The sequence below is a fragment of the Peribacillus sp. TH14 genome (genome assembly GCF_016651145.1).
GTDB classification, from domain to species: Bacteria; Bacillota; Bacilli; order Bacillales; family DSM-1321; genus Peribacillus; species Peribacillus butanolivorans.
On record NZ_JAEKEK010000001.1, the window covers coordinates 4,450,941 to 4,467,094 of the forward strand.

The 16,154-nt window shown below is 36.5% G+C and carries 18 protein-coding genes; 10 read left to right on the plus strand and 8 right to left on the minus strand.

Translation table 11 applies throughout. The annotated features are described in order from the left end of the window. The first annotated feature begins 9 nt into the window (after positions 1–9). Entirely contained in the window at positions 10–147 is a 138-nt protein-coding gene (locus JFU50_RS21700) for a hypothetical protein (RefSeq protein WP_201224078.1), read from the plus strand. 80 nt (positions 148–227) lie between these two features. Here JFU50_RS21700 and JFU50_RS21705 read toward each other — a convergent pair whose 3' ends face one another. Further along, a complete protein-coding gene (locus JFU50_RS21705) occupies positions 228–500 on the minus strand; it encodes a hypothetical protein (protein WP_201224080.1) in 273 nt (90 codons plus the stop codon). A gap of 207 nt (positions 501–707) precedes the next feature. After that, positions 708–2,327, minus strand: a complete 1,620-nt coding sequence (locus tag JFU50_RS21710) for an ABC-F family ATP-binding cassette domain-containing protein (protein ID WP_056520681.1) — start codon at positions 2,325–2,327, stop codon at positions 708–710. Positions 2,328–2,969: 642 nt separating this feature from the next. Here JFU50_RS21710 and JFU50_RS21715 point away from each other — a divergent pair. Then, positions 2,970–3,113, plus strand: coding sequence for a hypothetical protein (locus JFU50_RS21715; protein ID WP_201185320.1), 144 nt, complete (start codon positions 2,970–2,972; stop codon positions 3,111–3,113). Positions 3,114–3,205: 92 nt separating this feature from the next. On the opposite strand, the gene JFU50_RS21720 is transcribed toward JFU50_RS21715, so the two are convergent. Beyond that, positions 3,206–3,379 (minus strand): hypothetical protein, encoded by a 174-nt coding sequence (locus JFU50_RS21720; protein WP_201185319.1) that lies wholly within the window; start codon positions 3,377–3,379, stop codon positions 3,206–3,208. Positions 3,380–3,900: 521 nt separating this feature from the next. Here JFU50_RS21720 and JFU50_RS21725 point away from each other — a divergent pair. Further along, positions 3,901–6,159 carry a HelD family protein gene (locus tag JFU50_RS21725; protein WP_201225148.1) on the plus strand — a complete coding sequence of 753 codons (2,259 nt, stop codon included), beginning with the start codon at positions 3,901–3,903 and terminating at the stop codon, positions 6,157–6,159. A gap of 48 nt (positions 6,160–6,207) precedes the next feature. On the opposite strand, the gene JFU50_RS21730 is transcribed toward JFU50_RS21725, so the two are convergent. Further along, positions 6,208–6,729, minus strand: a complete 522-nt coding sequence (locus tag JFU50_RS21730; protein WP_201224082.1) for a GNAT family N-acetyltransferase — start codon at positions 6,727–6,729, stop codon at positions 6,208–6,210. Between the two features lie 141 nt (positions 6,730–6,870). Between JFU50_RS21730 and JFU50_RS21735 the strand changes: the two genes are divergently transcribed. Together JFU50_RS21735 and JFU50_RS21740 are read left to right on the plus strand one after the other, a co-directional pair. Further along, positions 6,871–7,062 (plus strand): hypothetical protein, encoded by a 192-nt coding sequence (locus JFU50_RS21735; RefSeq protein ID WP_056520676.1) that lies wholly within the window; start codon positions 6,871–6,873, stop codon positions 7,060–7,062. A gap of 77 nt (positions 7,063–7,139) precedes the next feature. Beyond that, positions 7,140–7,553, plus strand: coding sequence for a hypothetical protein (locus JFU50_RS21740; RefSeq protein WP_201185316.1), 414 nt, complete (start codon positions 7,140–7,142; stop codon positions 7,551–7,553). A gap of 118 nt (positions 7,554–7,671) precedes the next feature. On the opposite strand, the gene JFU50_RS21745 is transcribed toward JFU50_RS21740, so the two are convergent. Continuing rightward, positions 7,672–8,865 carry an alanyl-tRNA editing protein gene (locus JFU50_RS21745; RefSeq protein WP_201224084.1) on the minus strand — a complete coding sequence of 398 codons (1,194 nt, stop codon included), beginning with the start codon at positions 8,863–8,865 and terminating at the stop codon, positions 7,672–7,674. Between the two features lie 401 nt (positions 8,866–9,266). Between JFU50_RS21745 and JFU50_RS21750 the strand changes: the two genes are divergently transcribed. After that, the gene (locus JFU50_RS21750) at positions 9,267–10,139 is read left to right on the plus strand and encodes a CvfB family protein (protein WP_201185312.1); all 873 of its coding nucleotides are present in this window, start codon (positions 9,267–9,269) and stop codon (positions 10,137–10,139) included. A 47-nt stretch (positions 10,140–10,186) separates the two neighbouring features. On the opposite strand, the gene JFU50_RS21755 is transcribed toward JFU50_RS21750, so the two are convergent. Genes JFU50_RS21755 through JFU50_RS21765 form a run of 3 tightly spaced genes read right to left on the minus strand, consistent with a single transcriptional unit; the run spans position 10,187 to position 11,269 of the window. After that, positions 10,187–10,756, minus strand: a complete 570-nt coding sequence (locus tag JFU50_RS21755; RefSeq protein ID WP_053346486.1) for a manganese catalase family protein — start codon at positions 10,754–10,756, stop codon at positions 10,187–10,189. Between the two features lie 12 nt (positions 10,757–10,768). After that, a complete protein-coding gene (locus tag JFU50_RS21760; RefSeq protein ID WP_053346485.1) occupies positions 10,769–11,035 on the minus strand; it encodes a spore coat protein CotJB in 267 nt (88 codons plus the stop codon). Further along, on the minus strand, positions 11,036–11,269 hold the full coding sequence (locus tag JFU50_RS21765; protein WP_053346484.1) for a spore coat associated protein CotJA: 234 nt from the start codon (positions 11,267–11,269) through the stop codon (positions 11,036–11,038). 254 nt (positions 11,270–11,523) lie between these two features. On the opposite strand from JFU50_RS21765, the gene JFU50_RS21770 reads away from it, so the two are divergent. The 4 genes from JFU50_RS21770 to JFU50_RS21785 all read left to right on the plus strand — a co-directional run bounded on the left by JFU50_RS21770 (position 11,524) and on the right by JFU50_RS21785 (position 16,106). Beyond that, the gene (locus JFU50_RS21770; RefSeq protein ID WP_201224085.1) at positions 11,524–12,417 is read left to right on the plus strand and encodes a 3D domain-containing protein; all 894 of its coding nucleotides are present in this window, start codon (positions 11,524–11,526) and stop codon (positions 12,415–12,417) included. A 145-nt stretch (positions 12,418–12,562) separates the two neighbouring features. Then, positions 12,563–14,683, plus strand: coding sequence for a DNA helicase RecQ (gene recQ, locus JFU50_RS21775; protein ID WP_201224087.1), 2,121 nt, complete (start codon positions 12,563–12,565; stop codon positions 14,681–14,683). A 134-nt stretch (positions 14,684–14,817) separates the two neighbouring features. After that, entirely contained in the window at positions 14,818–15,024 is a 207-nt protein-coding gene (locus JFU50_RS21780) for a cold-inducible protein YdjO-related protein (protein ID WP_053346482.1), read from the plus strand. 887 nt (positions 15,025–15,911) lie between these two features. Further along, the gene (locus JFU50_RS21785; protein WP_053346481.1) at positions 15,912–16,106 is read left to right on the plus strand and encodes a cold-shock protein; all 195 of its coding nucleotides are present in this window, start codon (positions 15,912–15,914) and stop codon (positions 16,104–16,106) included. Positions 16,107–16,154 lie beyond the last annotated feature (48 nt).

The window sequence follows — 16,154 nt, forward strand, 5'->3', positions numbered from 1 at the left end:
AAAGCTATAGTGTCAATTTCTTTAACAATCATTATTTTCGAACCAGGGGGCTTCAGCATTGGTTTTGGACGTCTTTATGTTTGCACACTGTTAGGAGGTTTGCCTGCGGGCCTATTAATTGGTCCTGCTTTTGGCGGCTACGGATAAGCCTATCCTTACTCCCCCATCTCCTATCTTTTTTTAAAATGTTAATTATATGGCCGGGTCTATAACCCGGTTTTTTGATTTCAGCAAATATGTTCATCATAATCGGGTTTTAGGAAAGTTGACCACTTCTGTTTTTGATAGGAATAATGAAAACAATTAAAGAAAAACGAAAAATCGTCAAAAAAGAGTGAACCTTTATCATCAAAGCTATAGGAATTTAAAAAATCAACAATAATAGCTTGTTGATCCACTAGGTCAAATATTCCGGTTACATAAAATTGATAACTGAATTTATCATATAAAAAAAGATAGCCTGTCTCCTCAAAAGCATTTTTTACTGAAATCTCATCCAATTTAACTCACTCCTTTCTTAACAATATACCTTTTACTTCTCAATATTATTCAGTGCTAAAAGGAAAAGATTACTATTGATTAATAATTATTAAAGATTGTTTTTTATCTTCTATACGTAGGATAAAAAAAGAACTGTATGGTAGGGGAACTGAGGAAATGAAAACAGCACATCCATTATAAAAGGATGTGCTGCTTTCATTAATCTATTATTTGTACATTTCAGCAACTTGTTTTTGCAATTGAGTATCTTCAAGGTACTCATCGTAACTAATTTGCTTATCGATAGTACCTTTTGGTGTAAGTTCAATAATTCGGTTTGCTACCGTTTGAATAAATTGATGATCATGAGAAGAGAAAATCATAGACCCTTTAAAGCTGATTAATCCATTATTCAATGCCGTAATTGACTCTAAGTCAAGATGGTTAGTCGGTTCGTCAAGCATTAGAACGTTTGAACCGCTTAGCATCATTTTAGAAAGCATGCAGCGGACTTTTTCGCCCCCTGAAAGAACACTAGCCTTTTTCGTAACTTCATCACCAGAGAATAACATTCTGCCTAGGAAGCCGCGAAGGAAGCTTTCGCTCTGATCATTAGGAGAATATTGACGCAGCCAATCGACAAGAGTTAAGTCAACACCATCGAAGAATTCAGCGTTATCTTTAGGGAAGTATGCCTGAGAAGTCGTAACACCCCATTTGAAAGATCCGCTATCCGGCTCTATTTCACCTGCTAAGATCTTGAACATGGTGGTTTTTGCAATTTCATCTTTACCGACAAAAGCAATCTTGTCACCTTTATTCATCGTGAAGCTGACGTTTTCCAATATTTTTATACCATCAATTGTTTTTGTAATTCCATCTACACGAAGCAAGTCGTTTCCGATTTCACGCTCCGGTGTAAAGCCAACATATGGATAGCGGCGGGAAGAAGGTTGAATATCATCTAAGCTGATTTTATCCAATAATTTCTTACGGGAAGTTGCCTGACTCGATTTAGATGCATTGGCACTGAATCGAGCGATGAAATTTTGAAGTTCTTTGATTTTTTCTTCTTTTTTCTTATTGGCATCTTGTGTTAATTTAAGAGCAAGCTGGCTTGATTCATACCAGAAGTCATAGTTACCAATATAAACTTTGATTTTACCGAAATCAAGATCCGCGATATGCGTACAAACTTTGTTAAGGAAGTAACGATCATGGGAAACTACGATAACTGTGTTTTCAAAGTTGATTAAGAACTCTTCCAACCATTTAATCGCTTTTAAATCCAAATGGTTGGTAGGCTCATCTAGTAAAAGAACGTCTGGTTTTCCGAATAGTGCTTGAGCAAGTAATACTTTAACTTTGTCGCCACCGTTTAATTCAGCCATTTTCTTTGTATGAAGGTCCTCAGTAATACCAAGGCCTTTCAAAAGGATCGAAGCTTCAGGTTCAGCTTCCCAACCGTTTAATTCTGCAAATTCACCTTCAAGTTCGGCTGCTTTCATTCCGTCTTCATCAGTGAAGTTTTCTTTCATATAGATTGCATCTTTTTCTTGCATGACTTCATATAATCTTTCATGCCCCATTATAACTACTTTAAGAACTTCCTCTTCTTCAAAAGCGAAGTGATCTTGTTTTAAAACGGCTAGGCGCTCGCCAGGCCCCATATGAACATCACCGGATTGTGCTTCAATTTCACCGGAAAGAATTTTTAAGAACGTGGATTTACCGGCACCATTTGCCCCAATTAGTCCGTAGCAGTTACCAGGCGTGAATTTTATATTAACATCTTCAAACAGTTTACGATCGCCATAGCGTAAACCAACATTATTTACAGTAATCATTTATTTACATTCCTCCAAAACTATGTTTGCATCAACGTTTTTAGCAACTTTTTATTTTTTTTAAGACACTGAATAACATGAGCAGAAATTTACACTTGTATATTTTTAAAACTTTGCCGTAAGTTAGATTGTATCTTATTTCAGAGGAAAATTAAAGTTAGATTAGCAAAAACAAACGCTTAGGGGCAAAAATTTAACGAGCATTTTTGTTTTAAGATATAATTTGAAAAATTTCATCAAATATTTTTGACATACATGTATATTTTTCGTCATTCACACAAAATTCAATCGCCATGAGAAAATCGTAGCCACTTTTTTATATTTTTATGTAGTAGTGGAAGAGATATTTGATGTCGGTATGAGGTTGGATGCTTTCCGAATTATGCATAATAAGTTAAATAAAATGAGGTTAATAATTAATCATTTCTAATATGTTTATTCCTTTCACGCAAATAGATTACTTTAGCGCGTTAACTAATCTGCAAATAAAGAAATTGCTGAGCAATTAGACGTTAAGCTACACAAATTAATGCAAGGAAATATGAAGATAATATTTTGTAAAAAGAGAAGTTAAGTGAAAACAGATACTTGTCCACACCTTCTATCAAAATATACATATACAGTATAAAGGAGGTTGTTAGGATGAAAAAAATCCGTTTTGGTTTCTTGAAATACATTGTGAATTCGAACACAAATGTAAAAGTGAGCACAAATGTAAATCTAAATGGAAATGGGAATGGAAATTCTAACACAAATATAAAAAAATCGTTTCTATTTATCTTATAATTTACAAAAAAGCTATTAAACTAGTATGGGTGAGTTTGCAGATGAGAATTTAGTATGTAGGCATCCGAATAAATGGGTGCTTTTTTAATAGATTAAATCATAATCGATTCTTTGAGAAAAAAAGCACCTGTCAATCCAGATATCCTTTTCAACCTTGTTAAAGAACGACTTAACTGTGCATCCGAAAATGTCTTTATATCTGGACGGCTAAATTTTGTCGTTTCTACATCTCCTGCAAGTAATACAGTAGGTATGGTTGCTCCCAAATAGTATACAATGTAAGTTCGTCTTCTTGCTAATAATAAGGAATTTTGTGCAGTCGTGTAAGCAGTTTGAAGGGAAGCAAGAAAGGAAGGGTTTATCTGTTACAATTCAAGCTTGATTGGCTTAACATCTTTTTGATAAGCAAGATGTTCACTAATTTCTGATAAAGAGATATACAATGGACGGAAACAACAATAAACTTCCGCCTCCCAACATGGTAATGAATTTCCTGGGATGTAGTTTTTATATATTTATCTCTTGAATTTCTGAAAGGTATTCAATTAATTGCCTACTGAGAGCATTTAGATGCTCTTTCATAAGTCAACATATAAAAACAAAATTCAATCAGGAATATATCATTTATCCTTCAAATATTGGGTAATATTCTGGGATTTTTGTTTTGAAAAATAAATCTATGTTAAGGGATTTGTCAACCCATTGGTTTTCTGATAGTATGAATGTCCATTTCATCGTTGTATCGGTATTTTTTCTCCCGTTTAATCAATCAAAAGTAGGAAGGAGAATGGTTCTTTTGGTAAGACATCCTGATTTTGAACAAGAACGTCAGAGGTTGGATTTCACTAAGCGCTATATAGATGTAGTCATCAAAACATCAGAAACCAGCAAAGATCAATTTCAACGGAATATGCAAGAGGCTTTTGGTGATGCGGATTGGTCTGAGTCGGGCTTATATTCTCAGTTGTTGACAACTGCCAACTTTTTTGAAATGTCTAGATCTGAACTGGAAAGCTTACGCAAGGCAAGCAAAAAGCCTTATTTTGCAAGAGTTGATTTTGAACGAAATGATGGTGATCTAGGCGAAGTACTTTATTTCGGGAAAACTTCCCTTTATCAGAGGGAAAGCCAGGAACAGATTATCGTCGATTGGAGATCTCCAATAGCTAATCTTTATTACGAGGGTCGGATTGGTGAAATTGAATATGAAGCAGAAGGGGAAACATTTAGCGGGAACATCACTTTAAAGAGGCAGTTAATGATAGAAGATGGTGAGTTAGAAGAGGTCAGGGACATTGATTTAACAACAACGGATGAATTATTACAGGAATCCCTTTCCAAAAGTTCGAGCAATCGTTTGACCGATATAATTACCACGATACAGGAAGAACAAAATAGAATCATTCGTGCTGATTTAAATAAACCAATCATTGTTCAGGGAGCTGCGGGCAGTGGTAAAACAACAATAGCCTTACATAGGATTTCTTATTTTATATACCATTATAAAGACTTGTTTGACCCACGCCAGTTGATGATTCTTGCCCCGAGCCGGGTATTCATTGATTACATTTCTGAAGCATTGCCGGAATTAGGTGTTGAAAAAGTAAAACAATTCACATTCGCCGAGTATGTTCAGGTAGCAATCGGAAATCAACTGAAGCTAGTAGCTGATAATAAATTGACACGTTTGTTGGAAAAGGATGATGAAGAAACAAAAGCAGCGATCTGGATATCTGGATTTAAGGGTTCTCCATTATTTAAATTAATTTTGGACGAATATGTGAAGGATATTTTCAGGAGTTTTCATCCGGAAGAAGATTTTTATTGTGACAAATATCGCCTCTATTCTGCAAAGAAGTTCATTAGGCTACTGGAAGAGGATTATTGGTATTTACCATTATACAGCAGGCTCGACAAGCTAAAGGCCATTTTACAAAATGAAGTAAAGCTGAAAAAGAAAAAAATGCTTGAACGAGTAACGGATTTTTATGACGTCAAAATAGAAAAGGCCCTCTATAAGAATATTGATCCAGTAATACGCAAGGAATTTGTAACAAAATGTCTCGATAAAAAGGAGGAACGAATCGGACAGATTAAAAAAGCAATCCGTTCCTCTGTAAAAGGCTATTTTAAGCATTTTAAAAATAAAAACCTTCTTCAATACTATCAGGAATTGTACCAAGATCCCGAGCAACTGGCTTCGTACAGTAGCGGTAAACTTAGTCGTGAAGATGCATGTGCTTTATGTAATTATAATCAAAAGTTAATTCATGAGAAAAGTTATGAATTGGAGGACTTGGGTGCATTATTATATTTACAGGAGCTACTTTTTGGTGTGGATAAAGATAACAAAGCAAAAAATGTCGTCATAGATGAAGCTCAGGATTATAGCTTCATGCAATTGCAGGCGCTAAAAACGGCAGTAGATACTGATATGTTCACTCTAGTAGGTGATCTTGCTCAAGGTATCCACTCATATCGAGGACTTCAAACATGGGAAGAGGTCCATCGTCGTATTTTTCCGAGGGCGACATACACAGAACTACAAAAAAGCTACAGAACGACTGTTGAAATAATGAAACAGGCTAATCAAATTCTTCAATTGTTACAATATGATTTCCCAGAAGTTGAGCCTGTAGTCCGCCATGGGACAGAACCAGAATTCATTTCTATCGATAAGGATGATTGGGGAGAAGAGTTGATTAAACATATCGAAGAATTAAAAGGAGAAGGTTTCAAAACGTTTGCCGTTATTGCCAAAACGATGAAAGATTGTAAGCTAGCAAACGAGAAATTGAGTAGATGTCATAATGGCTTCCATTTAGTAGATGAAGCAGGAATTATTCCGAAAGATAAAACGTTAATTGTACCCTCATATCAAGCAAAAGGTCTAGAATTCGATGTAGTCTTTGCGATATCTCTGGAGGAAATTTATAGTCGGAAGAATGAACTCGATATTAAACTACTTTACGTCACAATGACAAGACCATTACACCGGCTTTATTTTTTGGGAAGTGAAAAAGAGGATTTCCTTCTGAGGAAATGATAGGAGGGGGATTTTAATTTTAATCTACCTCCTATTGCCATGATTTTCTTACAAATGCAAAAGAATTTCGTGAATGTCATCCCATCCATAACCGACTTCGATTAACTCAATTCCGGCCATTTTAACAGTTTTTTCAGCGATTACATGACCACCGAGAGCTTTGTAAAAACCGCATGAAGGATTATCTTTTAAAGCCCAGATAATTAAATTTTTATGTTCTTTATCTATGAGTTCATCAACAACCGTTTTAATCATTTTTCGACCAATTCCTTGTCTTTGATACTCTTTTAATAAATAGATGGCATATACTTCTCCTTGAATATGGGAATCATTAGTTTGTTCGGGGCCACCAGCTACAAAACCAATAATTTGTCCTTCACCATTTTCAGCTACATAAGTGGCATTATGCAGCATCTTTAAATTTCTTAGCCAATTTTTTTTTCTGGTTTCTAGATTCAAAGAAGCCAGATATTGATTCGGCAGGATTCCTTTATACGTCGATTGCCAACTGTTTATATGTACATAGGCTATTCCGGTTACATCTTTTTCTGTAGCCTTCCTTATTTTCATAAAAATCACCTTCTGATTTCGTTATTTTTTCTAGAATATCATGTAAAAAGTGAATAAGCATTTAATTTATGTTTATTACTACTCTAAAAAGGATAAGAAATAAGAGAGTGATTCAACCAGATGAAGGGAAGGATGAGAAAGATGAAATTGAAAGTTAGTTTTTATTTTCCGGGCGGCAAAGAAATAGAGCATGAGGTAGACGGCGATGACTCAACTCAAATGATTTCAAATATTCAAAAACACCGCTATTATAATTTAGTTAAAGGCGATTGCCATTATGTCGTAGATACTGAAAAAGCAGCTTATTTTTCTGTAACTGAAATATTGGATTGATTATAAACCGTATTGGACTTTTGTTCCAATACGGTTTATTCTTTTTGTTGTAGAGATGACCTGAAAAGGAGTAAACAATGAAAATTAATTTTACGAAAAAACAATATGAAACATTGTTCAAAATGGTTCAGTATGGATATTGGGTTGCTTCCGATATTGAAAATAATAAAGAGTTTAGTGACTTAGAACAATACCTGAATTCCTATGCAAAGGATTTTGGCATGGAAGGAATCCACTTTGTGAAGGAATATGAAATATATGATTTAAGTCATGACTTGGAAAATAAACTTCATGAAGTTATAGATGAATATGAAGAAGGGGTTTTCAGGGATAAGCTTGCCTATCATATGGCAAGAAAAGAGTTTGCAAAGGAATCGAACCTTCAAGAGTATACTCAAGAGGAAGCATTTAAACGAATTATGGAACTCGAAGAAAAATATCACCTTCATATTGAAGAACGTGGGTTAGAGAATCTAAAGATAGAAGAATAAGGGGTGAAAGGGAGAGAGGGCATTATTTGTCCTCTCTCCTTTATTTTCGGTTCTATAACTTCGAAGTGAAAATAATATGAATTCCACCACTATAATGATTTTTTTACCACATAGCTTTTTATTCATCATGACCAAATTTTGAGCGGATTTGTTCAGCTGTGAATTCGTAAAAAGCCATTAAATCTTTTTGTGAAGCAAACCCCGCTTGAGCAGACTTTTCATTACCCCCGCCTTTACCATTATACGAGCTGAGTGTTTCTTTAAAATATTGTCCGCAATGAATGGAGGAGGACCCATTGTGCGCGAGCAGGATCTTTTGTTCCTTATATGATGCAAATAACACGAGCACTTTTTCTTTTTGAACCATTGTAGCTGTAAGAAATTGGAGTTCTTTCAATGAGCTGTCTTCGAAAATATGAGATATGAACCCATCCCCATTATTTTCAAGCAGGGAATCAGCAAGGAACTTTGCATTTTCAAGTTTGAGTTTTTCATGTGTTGCTGCTAGTTGTTTGTAGTCATCTTCTAGTTTTTCCACCCTGTTGATTATTTCTTTTCGTCCGGTATTAAATTTAGTTGATAATGCTGAAAGAACATTAAGACTATCAGAAAAATCGTTCAATGCCCTTAATCCGCATTTGAAATATAGACGTGTATGTTCTTTTTGTTTCTCCGTTTTGAGGATTTTAATTAGGCCAATCTCCCCGGTTTGTTCTACATGCGTTCCGCCACAAGGATTATACTCAATCCCTTTAATTTCAACAATACGGATATTCTCTGACACCTTTGGCATTTTGACGACAGGAAGTGCCTGTATTTGCTCTTTTGTCACAAAATATGTGAGAAGCTTGCGATTCTCATAGATATATTGATTAACCTGCTTTTCAGTAGCTATCGTATGTTCCTCGGTCCATTGGGGCGCGATTATATCAATAGTTATATTTTCCGTTCCAAGATGAAAACTGACAGTATTCGCATCAAACAGTTCCCGGCAGACAGCCGAGAGTAGATGCTGACCGCTATGCTGTTGCATATGATCGAAGCGGCGTTCCCAATTGAGTTCACAATGAACAAATTCAGAACCTGGCCTACATTCAAGCTTGTGAAGGATATTTCCATCCTCGCTTTTTGTAACGTCAAGGACAGTGATTCCTTCTATACTGCCTGTATCGGAAGGTTGACCACCTCCTTCTGGATAAAAAGCAGTTTCTTCAAGAGTGATGTAATAAAAGCCATTTTCTTCGAAAATCTGCTGGATTTTTGTATCCCATTGAGATGTCTTTGATGACGTGTAATACAATTTTCTAGTCATGAATAATTCCTTTCCCTTTCAGTTGGTCATTAAATTATAACATCGCAAGTCATTTTTATGAAAAAGCAAGGTTTGTAGATTGGCAAAGGTTTTTATGGTTAGTAGGTGTGTTAGAGTTGGACGAATCCAAGACTATTACGACGTAAAAGGTATTTCGGAACACTAGTTAAACCATACAAACCCAGTCACTTTTCAAAATTCATTATGCAAACTTTGTGGTAATGGAAAACGAGTTCAAATTTTAGTTCCTCAAACAACCATGGAAGTTGACAAGGAGCAAAAAATAAAAAACCGTAATAGGTATACAGAACAACAAAAAAATGATAAATTCAAATATGTTGGAAAAATAAATAATTGGGTACAATTGTAGGTAAAGGTAAGTTACAGGAGGATTTTTATACATGCAAAAAATTCAGGCCGGTTTGGCTGTAGAGTTAGAAGTAGAACGTAAGGCAGATTTCGGTTGGTTCTTGACGGATGGTTCGGAAGATGTCTTACTTCATCATAATGAAATGAATGAAGAAACTGAGCTTGAAATTGGTGATGAAGTAACGGTATTTATCTATCATGATAAACAAGCCAGGTTGACAGCAACAATGAAAATTCCTGAAATTCAGATCGATCAGTATGGCTGGGCAGAAGTAGTCAATGTGAAAAAGAAACTAGGGGTCTTTGTCAACATCGGCCTTTCCAAAGATATTCTGGTATCACTGGATGATCTGCCAAACATTGACCATTTATGGCCTGAAGTTGGTGATCGACTATATGTTTCCCTGAAAACCGATCGTAATGAACGGTTGTTCGGTAAACTTGCAACAGAAGATGTAATTCAAGAGATTGCTGTTAAAGCTCCTTTAAAAGGAGTCCGTAACACGACCGTGAAAGGGAATGTCTATCGTTTGCTAATGGTTGGTTCTTTCTTTGTTTCACAAGAAGGGTATCGCTGCTTTATTCACGAAAGTGAACGCAAACAGGAGCCCCGCCTAGGAGAATTAGTTGAAGGGCGTGTCATTGATAGTAAAGAAGATGGTACCCTCAATGTTTCTTTATTTCCGTTTAAGCAAGATTTAATGGAAGAAGATGCAGATGTCATCTTCACTTATTTATTGAACCGTGGTGGCGCGATGCCTTATGGCGATAAGACTCCACCTGATGATATCCAGTTCCACTTCGGATTAAGTAAGGGAGCATTCAAACGTGCTCTGGGCAAACTGATGAAAGAAGAAAAGATTTATCAGGAAGATGGATGGACCTATTCTTCAGACCGAAAATGACAAAAAGGCAGCGGGAAATTTCCGTTGCCTTTTTTATATGGATTTTATTAAAAAAACTTTTTTTTCCCTTTGTCCTCTTTTAGAATTTCTACAGCTTCTCTGAACCTCATGGAATGTACAATCTCTCTTTCCCTTAAAAATCTTAGTGAATCATTAATATCCGGGTCATCCGAGATGTCAATCAACCATTGATAGGTTGCACGGGCTTTCTCTTCAGCGGCAATATCTTCATATAAATCAGCAATAGGATCGCCTTTAGCTTGGATGTATGTGGCTGTCCATGGATCACCTGCTGCATTTTGATAGAAAAGGGCACCATCATGATTCGCATAATGTTCGCCAAGACCAGCTGCAACCATCTGCTGTGGTGTGGCGTCCTTTGTAAGCTTATAAACCATTGTGGCAATCATTTCTAAGTGAGCGAATTCTTCTGTTCCGATATCCGTAAGTAATCCGATGACTTTATCAGGTATTGTATAGCGTTGATTTAAGTATCGGAGTGCGGCAGCCAACTCACCATCAGCTCCCCCATATTGTTCTATTAAATATTTTGCCAGTCTGGGGTTACAGTTGCTAACCCTTACTGGGTATTGTAGCTTTTTTTCATAAACCCACATAGATATCTCTCCTTATACTTGCCATGGCCAAGGGCCTTGGCCCCATTCCCATTTATTTTCCCCTCCAGGACTATTTCCGAATCCAAGTAATGGCCCATATTTAGGCTCGAATACTGCTTTCAATTGTTTGGAGTACAGTTGGAATTGATTGAATTGCTGCAGTGCCTGCTGGTCAGTGGGATGTGTATCTAAATAATGGGTTAGTTCGACAAGTACGAAATCTGCAGCCTGTATTTGCTCAAGCAACTGATAATATTCATCATCCAGTTTCTTATTCATTTACGTCTCCCTTTCGCGATAAGGATTATCATAAAAATCGTAAAAGAATTTCCAAAGGGTACCGTATTTGAGTGCCTCTTCTGGTGTGAACTGTTCTAGATTTGGTGGCTGGAAATTTATATACAATTGGGGAGGTGTACTGAAATACTTTCTTCCAATCGGTGGGCAGGGATCGAATTTGCTATGGAACGGTTTATAAGACTTGATTAGGGTGAAAGTCTTTGCTCGTGTCAAGTTGAAACCTCCTTTTTAAAAGGTACATCCTTAAATAATTATGCTTGGATAAAAAAAATATGACCCAAAAAGGGGGGGATCAGTTAAATACAAGCCATTATTCATTGTAATATTCAGACTATTTGTTATCGGCTCGTTATCTTACTGTGATGTTTGTCATCTATTCTTTATCTGTTTGTTCTTTGTATAGGAAATAACTATGGTAATATTGAAAACGTTAGCTTATGAAAAAGCTCACAAGGAGGTAACAACATATGAAAAAATCAATCTTATCGTTAGCGGCAGCGGCTGCAATATCCGGTGCATTCACTATTCCGGTACAAGCAGAAGATGTCAATGTGAAAGATGGAGACACATTATGGGGGATATCTCAAACATATAAAGTATCAATAGAAGATATTAAGGATTGGAACCATTTGTCTTCAGATACGATTTATTCAGGAGAAACATTACATATTTCTCAAGAAAAGCATTATAAGGTCAAGTCCGGGGACACGTTATGGGAAATTGCAGGCAAATATCATGTATCAGTAAATGACCTTAAATCTTGGAACGGTTTAAATTCAGATACAATCCATCCAAAGCAGGAACTAGTTATTAAACCTGCGACGTACAAAGATGAGGCAGCGAGCGTTAAGCCTGAACAGCCATCAGCGCCAGCTGAGCAAGCGAAACCATCAGCGCCAACTAAGCAAGCGAAACCAGCAGCACCAGCTGAGCAAGCAAAGCCAGCAGCACCAGCTGAGCAAGCAAAGCCAGCAGCACCAGCTGAGCAAGCAAAGCCAGCAGCACCAGCTGAAAAAGCAGAAAAAGAAAAAACAGTATCTAACAGTGAATCTACGAATCAATCAGGCATAGAAAAAGAGATTACTGTAAGAGCAACTGCATATACTGCTGATTGTCAAGGTTGTAGCGGTACTACAGCTACTGGAATCGACTTAAAAGCAAATCCGGATACAAAAGTTATATCAGTAGACCCATCAGTTATCCCACTTGGTTCAAAAGTTTATGTGGAGGGTTATGGCTACGCAACAGCGGCTGATACAGGCAGTGCCATAAAGGGAAATAAAGTAGACATCTTTATTCCAAATGAGCAGGATGCTATTAATTGGGGCGTTAAAAACGTTAAATTACAAATCTTAAACTAATTTAGTCATGTAAAACATGTTTATATATAGAAAAAGTAGGCACAGAGTTTTCAGGTGTCTACTTTTTTTGTCCTTTTGGTTCACGGAAAAAGCAGGTACAATGAAAGTAATAAATCCTTACAAGTTAAATAGGAGGAGTAGTACATTGATAGAAAAAGCACGTGATTATTTACAAAAGTATTTTGGATATGAGTCATTCCGTACCGGTCAGGAACAGATAATTGAACAAGTTTTAGGAGGAATAAATACAGCAGGAATCATGCCGACTGGCGGAGGCAAATCAATATGCTATCAGATTCCAGCTCTTCTATTGCCTGGTGTCACCCTCGTCATATCCCCACTTATTTCCTTGATGAAGGACCAAGTAGATGCCCTCGAACAAAATGGTATAGATGCCACATTACTTAACAGCTCTATTTCAGGGATAGAAGCTTCCAATAGAATGAACGATATTAAGCAGGGAAGGTACAAGCTTGTTTATGTGGCACCTGAACGATTGGAAAACCCTGCTTTTCAGAGGGAACTGGCTAATGTTGATATTTCATTGGTGGCCATTGATGAAGCTCACTGTATCTCGCAATGGGGTCATGATTTCAGACCAAGCTATTTAAAAATCAAAAACTTGTTGAAAGAAATGCCCTCAGCTCCGACCGTTCTAGCATTAACGGCGACAGCCACACCACATGTGACGAAGGACATTTGTCAGTCACTTGGAATATCTGAACAACATACAATATCAACAGGATTTGCAAGAGATAATTTGTTTTTTTCCGTCGTCAAGGAAGAGAACCGCGGACGGTTTTTAATGCGCTATATTGAAAAAAACAAAAATGAGTCGGGTATCATATATGCAGCAACAAGGAAAGAAGTCGATTCATTGTACGCCAAGCTTAATAAAGCTGGCTTCAAAACAGGCAGATATCACGCTGGTATGAATGAACAAGACCGTTCGGAACAGCAGGAGCAATTTATTCGTGATGATGTTCCTTTGATAGTAGCGACATCAGCTTTTGGAATGGGTATCGATAAGTCGAATGTTCGTTACGTCATTCATTATCAAACCCCTAAGAATATGGAGAGCTATTATCAAGAAGCAGGTCGTGCAGGTCGAGATGGTTTGGATAGCGAATGTATTCTTTTATACTCCCCTCAAGATATACAGATACAACGCTTCCTAATCGATCAATCGAACCCTTCGCAAGAGTGGCAGGCACAAGAACTGAAGAAATTGAATAGAATGAAGGATTATTGCTTTACTGAAGGTTGTTTACAAGCCTATATTCTTCAATACTTTGGAGAAGAGAATCCTGAAGATTGCGGCCACTGTGAAAACTGTACAGATAAACGTGACTCAGTTGAAGTAACGACTCAGGCACAGATGGTTCTTTCGTGTATGTTACGAATGGGTGAAAGATTTGGCAAAACGATGATTAGTCAGGTACTCACTGGTTCCCGGAATAAGAAAATTGAAGAGTTTGGCTTTCAAAAGATTTCAACTTATGGAATTATCAAAAATCAATCGGCAAAGGATGTTGCTGACTTCATTGATTTCCTGACTGCTAAACAGTATATCGAAATGACAGGCGGGCAATATCCAGTTCTTAAAGTAACCAATGCTGGACGAGAAGTGCTTTTAGGACAGAAAAAAGTCCTGCGAAAAGAAATAAAACAAGTAAGCAGCATTAGTATCGATCATGGATTGTTCGAAGAATTGAGACATTTAAGAAAAGAAATCGCAAGCAAGGAAAATGTACCGCCTTTCATTATTTTTTCCGATGCATCCTTGAAAGATATGGCAGCAAAACTGCCGAGAACAGAACAGGAATTCCTTGATGTTAAGGGTGTAGGCACTCAGAAATACGACCGCTTTGGAGCAGTGTTCTTAGAAGTGATTTCTCATTATTTACAAGCACATCCTGAAATAGAAGTGAATACAATGGTTAAAAAAGAAACAACAAAGCGAACCACGGTACCATCTCATCTAGAAAGCTACCGTTTCTATCAGGAAGGCAAATCCCTCAAAGAAATTGCGACATTAAGAGGACTGTCTTCGATCTCCATTGAAAATCATCTATTAAAGTGTGCAGAAGAACGTTTGGAGATCAAGTGGGAAGAGTTTTTCTTAGATGAGGAGTATGACCTTGTACTGGAAACAGCCAAACAATTGGATTCTGAGAAACTAAAACCATTGAAAGAGGCCCTTCCTGACCATTTTTCATACTTTATGATAAAAGCAATCATGGTAAAAGCAGGATTAAAAAACTAATAGAATAAGGTTTTTGGATAATTTTTTCATTGGATAAATAAGAATTTGATTTGATGCGTATACTAGGAATGAAAAAAGGTAAAAAACTCAGTGCCTTTAATCAGAATCTTTATATAAAAAAGAGGAGGTTGCTCATGTATTTTGGTAAAAAGAATTCAGAGGAACCAGAAATCATTATGGAAGATACAATTGTATATGCATGCGGATCAGCAGATTGTAATGGATGGATGAGGAAAGATTTTGCCTCTGAAAACTATGATTGTCCAATGTGCGGCAGTCAATTAGTTGAAGAAGTAAGGGAACTGCCAAAAATTGAAAATGAATATAATGCGTTTAAATAAAAGAGGTGAATTATTGCCTCTTTTATTTTTTATTTTATAGTATGAGTATCACGCGGTGTTCTGTTTTAGTCGCATCCTTTACATATAAAATCATATGTGGTATGATAGAGATTCAGTGTTATTAAGAGTAAACACTGGAGGGTAATTTAAAGTAACATTTTTATTAATAAAATATTTTTCATCATCTTTATGATGGAGTAGAATCAAGTTAAACACATCTAGAAAAAGAAATACGTCTAATCACCAAGTATTTTCCTCGATCCATTTTTGTTCTTCATTAACTTACTTCTATGTACCATTTATCTTTTGGAATTTAAGTTTCCCAATTGGAATTACGGACGGTTTTAATTAATAAACATGTACTTACAAGCTTTTATCTGATTCTATCAGGCACGGTCTAGGAACCGTATGGATGGGAGAGAGGCAGGGCTTTCATTGTTTTAGGTTTTGGCACTAAAATTACTCTCATGCTTGATTCGCATTCTATTCATTCGAATGAGCAGGAAGAATCATGTGAAATTGATTCTTCAATAACGCAGTCTTGATTGCCTTAGGGAAATCAGAGACTGTGTTTCATGATTATCTGATCTATGGATACGAGGATATAAAGAATAATGGCTTTCATTTCTTCATAAGAAGTTTTACTCAATTATAATATGCATATATATGATATAATGGTTTCTGGGATACTAAAAATTCATGGTTGTGATCTCAAGTTCTTTCCACTCAATGAGTTTGAGTGTATAGAATAACAACAAATCTTAGATAAGTGAATGAGTGTTTACTCACAATTATTTAGATTAATCGCCATCTATTCTTCTTTTATCTTTATGGCTTGGGATCTGTTATGCAGGACGGAGTCAATTCAATTCTAAGGAGTGAGATACATGTATAGAAGAAATAATACGGAAGAAATCATTCCTGAAGAAACAAAGGTGTGGGAATGTACATCAGAAGATTGTAAAGGCTGGATCCGCGATAACTTTACAAGTAATGATGAGCACGTTTGTCCACTATGTGGCAGCGAAATGAAACCCGGCACTAGAATGCTTCAAGCAATCAACAATCCAAGAAACTATTAAGTCTTTATAAAAAAAGCTGAAGGGGGATTCCCCTTCAGCTTTTTTTAT

Coding starts and splice junctions, on each gene's coding strand:
- JFU50_RS21710 (WP_056520681.1), bottom strand. CDS start 2,327: ATGATTACTGTAAATAATGTTGGTTTACGCTATGGCGATCGTAAACTG.
- JFU50_RS21715 (WP_201185320.1), top strand. CDS start 2,970: ATGAAAAAAATCCGTTTTGGTTTCTTGAAATACATTGTGAATTCGAAC.
- JFU50_RS21725 (WP_201225148.1), top strand. CDS start 3,901: ATGGTTCTTTTGGTAAGACATCCTGATTTTGAACAAGAACGTCAGAGG.
- JFU50_RS21730 (WP_201224082.1), bottom strand. CDS start 6,729: ATGAAAATAAGGAAGGCTACAGAAAAAGATGTAACCGGAATAGCCTAT.
- JFU50_RS21735 (WP_056520676.1), top strand. CDS start 6,871: ATGAAATTGAAAGTTAGTTTTTATTTTCCGGGCGGCAAAGAAATAGAG.
- JFU50_RS21740 (WP_201185316.1), top strand. CDS start 7,140: ATGAAAATTAATTTTACGAAAAAACAATATGAAACATTGTTCAAAATG.
- JFU50_RS21745 (WP_201224084.1), bottom strand. CDS start 8,865: ATGACTAGAAAATTGTATTACACGTCATCAAAGACATCTCAATGGGAT.
- JFU50_RS21750 (WP_201185312.1), top strand. CDS start 9,267: ATGCAAAAAATTCAGGCCGGTTTGGCTGTAGAGTTAGAAGTAGAACGT.
- JFU50_RS21755 (WP_053346486.1), bottom strand. CDS start 10,756: ATGTGGGTTTATGAAAAAAAGCTACAATACCCAGTAAGGGTTAGCAAC.
- JFU50_RS21760 (WP_053346485.1), bottom strand. CDS start 11,035: ATGAATAAGAAACTGGATGATGAATATTATCAGTTGCTTGAGCAAATA.
- JFU50_RS21770 (WP_201224085.1), top strand. CDS start 11,524: ATGAAAAAATCAATCTTATCGTTAGCGGCAGCGGCTGCAATATCCGGT.
- JFU50_RS21780 (WP_053346482.1), top strand. CDS start 14,818: ATGTATTTTGGTAAAAAGAATTCAGAGGAACCAGAAATCATTATGGAA.
- JFU50_RS21785 (WP_053346481.1), top strand. CDS start 15,912: ATGTATAGAAGAAATAATACGGAAGAAATCATTCCTGAAGAAACAAAG.